The organism is Cupriavidus sp. FW216-B1 (genome assembly GCF_058789195.1).
Window position 1 is genome coordinate 60,824 of sequence record NZ_JBYTEL010000010.1, and the last position, 9,638, is coordinate 70,461.

Below are 9,638 nucleotides of genomic sequence, written 5' to 3' on the forward strand. Positions count from 1 at the left end.
GTGCGGCGGCGCCGCGGCTCATTCGAGCCGCGCGCCGGAATCCTTGACCACCTTGCTCCAGCGCGCGATCTCGGCGTCGATGTGCGCGCCCAGCGCGGCCGGCGTGGAGCCGACCGGCTCGTAGCCGTTGGCGGCGAGATTGGCGCGCAGCTCGGGCTGCGTCAACACCGCGGCGATGTCCTTGCTCAGCCGCTCGACGATGGCCGGCGGCGTGCCGGCCGGCGCCAGCACCGCGTACCAGCCGTTGATGTCGAAGCCGGGCACGCCGGCCTCGGCCAGCGTGGGCACCTCGGGCGCCAGCGCGGCGCGCTTGCCGCTGGTCACGGCCAGCGCGTGCAGGCGGCCGCTGCGCACGTGCGGCATGGTGGTGGAGATGCTGTCGAAGGTCAGCTGCACCTCGCCGGCCAGCATCGCGTTGACGACCTGCGAGCTGCCCTTGTACGGCACGTGCGTCATCTTGACGCCGGCCAGGCTGTCGAACAGCTCGCCGGCGAGATGGCCGGTGTTGCCGTTGCCGGCCGAGCCGAAGGTGAGCTTGCCGGGCTCGGCCCTGGCCTGGGCGATCAGCTCGGGCACCGTCCTGGCCTTGAGCGACGCGCTGCCGGCCAGGATCAGCGGCAGGTTGGCCACCAGCGAGACCGGCGCGAAATCCTTGCGCGTGTCATACGGCAGCCTGGGATAGAGGCTGGCGTTGATCGCGTGCGCGGCCAGCACCACGATCAGCGTGTAGCCGTCCGGCTTGGCGCGCGCGAGTTGCTGCGATGCAATGGTGCCGCCCGCGCCGGGCCGGTAGTCGAGCACCACCGGCTGGCCCAGCCGCTCCTGCAGCCGGGCCGCCACCGGGCGCGCCAGCAGGTCGGCGCTGCCGCCCGGCGGATACGGAATCAGCAACTGGATCGGCTTGGCCGGCCAGGTGTCGGCCAGCGCCGGCACGCCGGCGCACAGCAGGCCGGCCGCCAGCGCCGCCATCAGCCAGGTCCTGCGGGGGGATGCGCGCGATGTGTCCATGCCTTGTCTCCTTGGTGCCGTTGCGGCTCGTTGTCGTGACGCGTGACGATCGCGGCGTGCGCGCCGTCATTGCTGCGGGATGCCGGTATCCTTGACCACCTTGGCCCAGCGCACGCGCTCGGCGTTGATGAAATTGCCGAAATGCTCGGGCGTGTCGCCGCCCGGCATGCCGCCGAGCTCGGCCAGCCGCGTCTTGACCTCCGGCTCGGCGAGGATGGCCGCCACCGCCTTCTGCAGCCGCGACACCAGCGCGGGCGGCGTGCCCACCGGCGCCACCAGCCCGAACCACGCCGTCACCTGGAAGTCGTCGAAGCCGGCTTCCTTCATGGTCGGCACGTCCGGCAGCTCGGGCACGCGCGTGGCGCTGGTCACGGCCAGCGGGCGCAGCTTGCCGGCCTGGATCTGCGCCATCGAACTCGGCAGGTTGTCCACCATCATGGTCACCTGCCCGGCCACCAGGTCGGCCACGGCCGGCGCGGCGCCCTTGTAGGGCACGTGGATGATGTCGATGCCGGCGCGCTTCTTGAACAGCTCGCCCGACAGATGCACCGACTGCCCGGTGCCCGACGAAGCGAACGACAGCTTGCCCGGCTGCGCCTTGGCCAGCGCCACCAGCTCGGCCACCGATTTCGCCGGCACCTTGGGGTTGACCACCAGCACGTTGGGCACCGACACCACCAGCGTGATCGGCGCGAAGTCCTCGGCGCGGTAGGGAAGTTGCTTGTACAGGCCGTAGTTGATGGCATTGGGGCCGATATTGCCCATCATCAGCGTGTAGCCGTCGGGCGCGGCCTGGCGCAGCGCCTGCGCGCCGATGATGCCGGCGCCGCCGGCGCGGTTCTCCACCACCACCGGCTGGCCGAGCACTTCGCCCAGCCGCTTGCCGACCAGCCGCGAGGCGATGTCGGTGGTGCCGCCCGCCGCCGCGGGCACGATCAGGCGCACCGGCTTGTCGGGCCAGGCCGCCAGCGCGGCGTCCATCGGGCCTGCCGCGAGGCCGAGCGCGGCGGCCACAGCCGCCAGCATGCGAGCGCTGCTGCGCCGTTGTGTCATGTGTCTTCCTCCTGTGAGCCTGGCGGCGATGCGCCGGACTATCCGGTAACCGCCCGCGCAATGCGGGCGGTCCGGCCTTTTTGGTTCTATTGCCACGCCGAATACGATAAATTGGCGGCGGAGACATGGCTATTCACGATTCACAAAAGAGGCCTTTGGCCCAGCAAAACACATGCATTACGACCTGACCGACCTGCGCCTCTTCCTCAACGTCGGCGAAACGGAGAACCTGACCCGCGCGGCCGAGCGCAGCTTCCTGTCGCTGCCCGCCGCCAGCACGCGCATCAAGCAGCTCGAAGAGGCCTTCCAGACCCAGTTGCTGATCCGCCAGGTCAAGGGCGTGCGCCTGACGCCGGCCGGCGACGCGCTGCTCAGCCACGCGCGCGAGGTGTTCCGCGAGCTCGAATGCCTGCACGCCGACCTGCGCCCCTATGCCAAGGGCGTCAAGGGCCGCGTGCGGCTGCTGGCCAACACCACCGCCACCAACTCCTTCCTGGCCACGGCGCTGTCGCGCTTCCTCTCGGAAAACCCGGACGTGGACATCGAGCTGGAAGAGCAGCTCTCGCAGGCCATCGTGTCTTCCATCGGCGCGGGCGCGGCGGACCTCGGCATCGTGGCCGGCGAGGTGGCCACCAACGACCTCGAAGTGATGCAGTTGTGCAGCGACGAGCTGATCGTGATCGCGCCGGTCAACCACCCGCTGCCGCAGTTCACGCGCCTGCATTTCGCCGACCTGCTCGACACCTGCCGCTTCGTCGGCCTCAACCAGTTCAGCGCGATCCAGTCGTTCCTCGACCGCATCGCCAGCGGCATGGGCAAGCGCATCAGCCTGCGCATCCAGCTCGGCAGCTTCGACGCGGTGTGCCGCATGGTGGAAGCCGGCGCCGGCATCGCCATCGTGCCCAACAGCTGCGCGCGCCGCTACGCCAGCCGCAAGGTGCTGCGCTTCATTCCGCTGGAAGACGAATGGGCCAAGCGCGACCTGCGCCTGGTGCGCCGGCCCGGGCGCGAGCTGCCGCAGTTCGCGGAGACGCTGGTGCAGTACCTGAAGGATGCGGCGCGGGAGCCGGTGTGAGGCGCCGGCGCGGCCGGCCTAGAGCGTGAGCTTCAGCCGTCCCGCCAGCGCGCCGGGCAGCAGGCTCGAATCGGTCTGCCGCTCGCCGTAGGTGCTGCTCGATACGCGCAACTGGCGCTCGCGCGTGAGCGCCTCCAGGTGTTCGCCGAGGAAGCTGTAGAGGCTGTCGTCGAAGCGCATGGTGCCGAGCGGCGCCGCGATGCGGCCGTCTTCCACCCAGAAGCTGGCGAAGCGGGTCATGCCGGTCATGCGCGCGGCCGGCGCATCGGACCAGTTGAGATACCAGAGGTTGCCGATGTAGAGGCCGGTGCCGAGCGCGGCCAGCACGTCGGCCTGCGCCAGCGTGCCGGCGCCGAGCGCGAGCGCGTGCGGCGCCTCGCCGCTGTCGGCGCAGTTGGTCTCGAGACCGTGTTCGCGGGCGCTGCGCGGGCAGACCAGCCGCGCGGCCGGCAGGCCGGCGCACACCAGCGCCGCGTCGCCGCGCGGAATGCCTTCGGGGCCGAAGGCCGGCGCCAGCGCACCGCTGGCGCGCTCGTCCATGTCGATCAGGCCGCTCAGCCTCTCGCTGCCGTCGTAGAGGCGCTGCAACGGGCTTTCCTTGTGCGCCAGCGAGCGCGCCGAAAAGCCGCCCCAGCCCAGCATGCCCACCACGTCATCGAGCGCGGCCGGCGCGAGATAGGCGCGGTACTCGCCCGGCGCGAGCGCGCGCGCCGGCTTGCCGAGGTGTTCGAGCTGCGCGCGCGCCGCGCCGAAGCGGCTGGCGAACTCGCCGTCGTCCCACTGGCTGCCGGCGTAGTCGGCCTTGACCGCCTGGCCGTTGGCGTGGAACAGGCTCCAGTCGAAATGGAAGGCCTGCGCGGCGTGCCAGCCGAAGGCGCCGAAGCTGCTGGCGAAGCCGCGGTACAGCGGCCCGGCGGCATGGATGCCGACCAGGTCGAGCCCGCGCGCGGCCTCGTCGATGCAGGCCAGCACGTGGCCGGTGTCCGGCGGCGCGGTGTCGTCGGCGAAGCGGCGCTGCCAGGGCTCGCGCTCCAGCGTCAGGTAGGGATCGGGCTGCAGCTGGGCGAGCGCGCCGCGCAGCCGGCCCAGCCCTTCGGCCAGGCGCGCGCGGTCGCTGGCGGCATCGCCGCACAGGGCGATCTCGCTGGTGGCGTGGCGCTCGTCGCGGATCAGCCGCAGGCGCGCGGTGGCCTGCGTGACGCGCCCGGCCTGGCGCACCCTGGCGCGGTTGAAGCGGATGAATTCCGAGGACTCCGCGCTGTACCACAGCGTGAACGCCTCGCCCGGCGCCAGCGCGGCGCGCACGTCGTCGGCCAGCGCCGCGAACGACGATTCCATATCGGCCATCACGCCGCTCCCCCGAAGACTTCCACTTGCCGGAACACGCACGCCGGCGAGGCATGCCCCACGCGCACGATCTGGTTGGGCTCGCCCTTGCCGCAGTACGGCGTGCCGTGGACCTCGAAGGTGCCGGCGTCGCCGACCGCCGCGAGGCTGCGCCAGAAGTTGGCCGAGACGCCGCGGTAATTGGGGTTCTTGACCACGCCCTTGAGCTCGCCATCCTCGATCAGGCGGCCCCACTCGCAGCCGAACTGGAACTTGTTGCGCGCGTCGTCGATGGACCACGAGCGGTTGGTGGACATCAGCACGCCGCGCTCGATGCCGGCCACCAGTTGCGCCAGCGTGTGGTCGCCCGGCTCCAGGTTGAGGTTGGCCATGCGGTCGATGGGCGCGCGGTTCCAGCCGCTGGCGCGGCTGTTGGCCACGCCCGGCAGGCCGCTGCGGAACTGCGAGAGCGCGCCGCCGAGCGGGCGCTGCAGGATGCCGTCGCGGATCAGGAAAGCCTTGCCGGCCGGCTGGCCGTCGTCGTCGTGGCCGTAGCTGCCGAGCTCCTGCGGAATACCGGGATCGAAGGTGATGTTCAGCAGCGGCGAGCCGTACCGGTAATGGCCGAAGTCTTCCAGCTTGACGAAGCTGGTGCCGGCGTAGTTGCGCTCGTCGCCGAGGATGCGGTCCAGCTCCAGCGGATGGCCGACGGATTCGTGGATCTGCAGCATCATCTGGTCCGGCATCAGCAGCAGGTCGGTGATGCCGGCGGGCACGTTGGGCGCGAGCAGCAGTTGCAGGGCCTCGTCCGCCACGCGTGGCGCGGCCGCGGCGAAACCCAGCCGCGCGACTACCTCGAAGCCGCCCTGCTGGCCGCTGCCGAAGCCGCCGAAGGTGCGCGTCTGGCTGTCGCTGCCGTCGAACGCGGTCACGCTCAGGCCCGGATAGACGAAGCGCTGCGCCTGCCACTGCTCGGCGCCCGCGCTGTTGAGATAGAGCTGCTCCTGGTACTGGTGCGCCAGGTACGCGGTGTGGTTGACGATGCGCGCGTCGGCGGGCATGGCGGCGCAGACCTCGGCCAGCAGCGCGAAACGCTCGGCCAGGCCGGGAAAGGCATCCTGCGCGCCGGGCGAGGCGTAGCGGGACTGTTCCCGCGGCGGCGGCAGCGCGCGCATGTCCACCAGGCCGTGCGCGGCGATGCGGGCGGCCAGCTCGCCGGCGGCATCGAGCGCGCGCTGCAGGCCGGCCGCGCTGATGTCGCTGGTGGCGGCATAGGCTTCCACGCCGTCGCGCCGCACCGTCAGCATCGCGCCCACGTCCTGCGTGAGCGAGGGCGGCTCGGCCACGCCGCGCCGCACCATGCAATGCTCGCCGCTGGCGCGGACCAGCCGCAGCGAATGAAACCCGGCGCGGGTGACGAGACCGGCGAAATCCTGCCTGGCGCGTTCGAACACGGGAAACTCCGGAGACGATATGAGTGTGCGCATCTTACTCCGCCGGCGCGGCCTCCCCACCGGAACCGCCACCCGTCCATCTGATTCGATTTATTTATTTGAATAAATTCGTATCAATACTAGATAAATTTGTTTTTAAAAAATATTTAAACCAGTTTTAAGAAAATTCACCAGCCTCATTGAGAATTCACCCCCCATCGGCGCGCAGGCGATTGATTTACGTTGGTACCGGTCAGCCACCCACGGGACCAGCAAAGACCATGAACACCGCCTATCGCATCATCTGGAGCCAAGCCGCCGGCACATGGGTGCCGGTCCCCGAACATGCCGCGTCGAAGGGCAAGCCGGCGCAGCCCGGCCGCGCGCTGCGCCGCGCGCTGGCGGGCGCCGCCGCGGCGCTGTGCGTGGGCGGCACGCCGGCGGCGGACCTGGCCGACACACGGATCGTCAGCAATTCCAACCACACGCCCGGCCTCGAACTGGGCCCGGGCGACGCCGTGCGCCTGTACGAGCAGTCCGGCACCAACACCGGCAAGAGCGGCATCGTCACCACCGGCCACGCCAGCCCCGGCGCGCGCGTCTCGGGCGGCGCCAGCCTGGTGCTGGAGCACGCCAATGTCGCAACCGGCGGCGCCGACGCCACCGGCATCGAGGTCCTCGGCGCCGGCTCGCGGGCGAGCATGACCGGCAGCGAACTGACGACCAGCGCCGGCATCGGCGCCAGCGTCTCCGGCGGCGCCAGCCTGTCGCTGTCGCGCACCGGCTTTCGCACCGCGCTGACCGGCCTGTCGGTCGACGGCGCCGGCTCGCTGGCCACGCTCACGGACGCCAGCATCGCCACCACGCAATACGGCGCCCACGGCATCAACATCACGGGCGGCGGCAGGGCCATCCTGACCGACACCGACGTCACCACCGCCGGCCTCACCGCGCACGGCATCCGCGCCAGCGGCGCCGGCTCCGAGGCCGTCGTGCGCGGCGGCACGATCGCCACCGGCGGCATCGCCCTGTCCGCCTCCGGCGGCGGCGCCATCCACGCCACCGGCAGCACCCTCAGCAACAGTTCCCTCCTCGCCACCACCGTGCAGAGCATGGGCGCCGGGTCGAGCGTGACGCTGGACGACGTGCGTATCAGCCAGAACGGCAGCGGCGCGGCGGCGGCCACGGTCGGCGCGGGCGCCAGCCTGTCCATCAAGGGCGGCGCGATCAGCGCCGGCGGCGCCAATGCCAAGGGCGTCACGGTGGCGCCCGACCCGTCCGCGCAGGCCGCGCGCCTGGCGATCGAGGGCACGCGCATCGAGGTCGCCCAGGATGCGAGCAACGGCTACGGCGTGCACGTCGGCGGCCACGCGGCGGTCAGCCTGAAGCAGGCCGATATTGTCACGCGGGGCGTCAACGGCTCCGGTCTCTGGCAGACCTCCAGCCTCGCCGACACCACCTTGGCCGACACCACGGTGCACACGTTCGGTGCCGGCGCGGCCGGCGTCGTCGGCTATCGCGGCCTCATCCGCATGGACGGCGGCAGCGTCACCACCGAGGCACGGGACGCGCATGGCCTCTATGCCGCCAACGGCGCCCAGATACGCGCCAGCGGCACCGCCATCCTGGTGCGGGGACAAGACAGCTACGGCGTCTTCGCCGTCCAGGCTGCGCGCGTGGCGCTGGCCGGCGCCACGGTGCGCAGCGAACTCGGCGGCGGCCTGGTCAGCCTGGCGACCGTGGCGGGCGTGCACGGCACCATCGAGGTGGCCGGCAGCACGGTGGATGCGCCCAATGGCATCGCGCTGGCCACCGTGGGCGGCTCGGCGACGGTCGACCTGAGCCACAGTACGGTGAGCGGCGCCATGCTGATGCATGTCGGCGACGCCGTGTGGAAGGATGCCGGCGGCAACGTCGTCGAGACCATCGAGGCCGGCACCATCGACGTCAACGCACGCAACAATACCTATCTCAGCGGCGCCGGCGGGGTGCGCGTGGACAGCGGCACGCTGAACCTGAACCTGGAACGTTCGGCGCTGGCCGCCGACATCCGCGTCACCGGCATCGGCGCGGCGCCGGCTGTCGCCAATGTGAGCCTCGCCGCAGGCTCATTGTTCGCCGGCGCCGCCATCGGCGCGGGGCAGGTCACGGTGGACGGCAGCAGCACATGGCGCGTGACGGGCGACTCGACCGTGGCCGGCATCGCCAGCGCCGGCACCGTCGCCTTCGATCCGGCCGGCGGCTTCAAGACGCTGACCGCCGGCAGCTATGCCGGCGGGCCGGGCGGCGGGTCGGGCGGCAACAGCGGCACGCTGGCCATGCACGCCGCGCTGGGCGGCGACGGCTCCCCCTCCGACAGGCTCGTGATCGACGGCGGCCGCGCCAGCGGCAGCACCGCCGTGCTCGTCAGCAACGCGGGCGGCCAGGGCGGGCAGACCGTCGGCGGCATCCTGCTGGTCGAGGCGGTGCGCGGCGGCACCACCGACGCCGGCGCCTTCCACCTCGCGCGCGAGGTGCGCGCCGGCGCCTACGACTACCGGCTGTTCCGCGGCGGCGCGCAGGGCGAGGCCGCGCAGGCGGAGAACTGGTACCTGCGCAGCACCTTCGAGTACGGCGGCATCGAGCACCCCGACGAATCCGGCAGCACGCCGCCCGGCCTGGTCAAGCCGTCGCCGCAGGCCATCGTCGGCCCCGAGCTGTCGGTCTATGGCGCGGCCATGCCGACCGCGGCGCGCATCGGCCAGCTCACGCTGGGCACGCTGCACGAGCGCGCCGGCGAGCAGGAGAACCTGCGCGCGGACGCCACGAACACTACGAACGCCACGGACGTCGCGGCCACCGGCAAGATCCGCAACGGCCACTGGGGCCGCCTGTTCGGCAGCGCCTACAAGGACCGCTACGGCGGCCTCGGCAACCCGGCCGCTTCGGCCACCATCGCCGGCTTCCAGGTCGGCGCCGATCTCTATCACCACCAGCGCGACGACGGCCGGCGCGACCATGCCGGCCTCTACGTCGGCGCCGCGCATGCCAGCGGCGGCGTCGACGGCACCGTCACCAATGCCGGCGCCACCGCCTACGAGCGCCAGCGCACCGGCCACCTCAAGGTCGACGGCGCCAGCGCCGGCGCGTACTGGACCCACTACGGCGCGACCGGCTGGTACGGCGACGCGGTCCTGCAGCTCACGTCCTACAGCGGCACCGCCTCCACCAGCCGCACCGCGATCGGCGTGGACGGCTACGGCGTGGCGGCCTCGCTCGAAGGCGGCTATCCGCTGCAACTGCGGCCCGGCTGGAGCCTGGAGCCGCAGGCGCAGCTGATCTACCAGCGCGTCAGGCTCAACAACACGGCGGACGCCTTCTCGACCATCGGCCTGGGCACCAGCAACAGCGTGCTCGGACGGCTCGGCGCACGGCTGCAGTTCACCAGCAGGCAAGGCGACAAGCTGCTGCAGCCATACGTGCGCGCGAACCTGTGGTCAACGCTGTCGGGCGCGAACAGCACCGTGGACTACGGCGGCGTGGACCGCATCCAGACCCGCGCGGGCGGTCACTGGGGCCAGCTCGGCCTGGGCATCACCGCCAGGATCAGCAGGCAGGCCAGCGTGTTCGGCAACGTCGACGGTATGTTCCCGCTGGAAGGCGGGGAGAAGAGCCACGCCGGCATGCAGGGCGTGGTCGGTTTCCGCATGAACTGGTGACGGCGGCGCGGGCGGCGGCCCCCCCCCCCCCCCCCCCCCCCCCTA

Annotated in this window: 6 protein-coding genes; 2 read left to right on the forward strand and 4 right to left on the reverse strand. The window is 71.7% G+C overall.

The genetic code is table 11. The features are described from left to right. Positions 1-18: 18 nt before the first annotated feature. Positions 19-1,008: a tripartite tricarboxylate transporter substrate binding protein gene (locus AC3WXD_RS20740; RefSeq protein WP_020206529.1), complete on the reverse strand. Its 990-nt coding sequence runs from the start codon at positions 1,006-1,008 to the stop codon at positions 19-21. Positions 1,009-1,074: 66 nt separating this feature from the next. Further along, positions 1,075-2,034 carry a Bug family tripartite tricarboxylate transporter substrate binding protein gene (locus tag AC3WXD_RS20745; RefSeq protein ID WP_492324590.1) on the reverse strand — a complete coding sequence of 320 codons (960 nt, stop codon included), beginning with the start codon at positions 2,032-2,034 and terminating at the stop codon, positions 1,075-1,077. A gap of 199 nt (positions 2,035-2,233) precedes the next feature. Between AC3WXD_RS20745 and AC3WXD_RS20750 the strand changes: the two genes are divergently transcribed. Beyond that, complete coding sequence (locus tag AC3WXD_RS20750) at positions 2,234-3,136, forward strand: LysR family transcriptional regulator (RefSeq protein WP_020206531.1); 903 nt, start codon at positions 2,234-2,236, stop codon at positions 3,134-3,136. Positions 3,137-3,154: 18 nt separating this feature from the next. Here AC3WXD_RS20750 and AC3WXD_RS20755 read toward each other — a convergent pair whose 3' ends face one another. Both AC3WXD_RS20755 and AC3WXD_RS20760 read right to left on the reverse strand, forming a co-directional pair. Next, positions 3,155-4,483: a metallopeptidase TldD-related protein gene (locus tag AC3WXD_RS20755; RefSeq protein ID WP_492324591.1), complete on the reverse strand. Its 1,329-nt coding sequence runs from the start codon at positions 4,481-4,483 to the stop codon at positions 3,155-3,157. Continuing rightward, the gene (locus AC3WXD_RS20760; protein ID WP_492324592.1) at positions 4,483-5,949 is read right to left on the reverse strand and encodes a TldD/PmbA family protein; all 1,467 of its coding nucleotides are present in this window, start codon (positions 5,947-5,949) and stop codon (positions 4,483-4,485) included. The genes AC3WXD_RS20755 and AC3WXD_RS20760 overlap by 1 nt, the downstream gene beginning before the upstream one ends. Positions 5,950-6,176: 227 nt before the next feature. Here AC3WXD_RS20760 and AC3WXD_RS20765 point away from each other — a divergent pair, with 227 nt between their 5' ends. Further along, positions 6,177-9,593 carry an autotransporter outer membrane beta-barrel domain-containing protein gene (locus tag AC3WXD_RS20765; RefSeq protein ID WP_492324593.1) on the forward strand — a complete coding sequence of 1,139 codons (3,417 nt, stop codon included), beginning with the start codon at positions 6,177-6,179 and terminating at the stop codon, positions 9,591-9,593. The last annotated feature ends 45 nt before the right edge of the window (positions 9,594-9,638 follow it).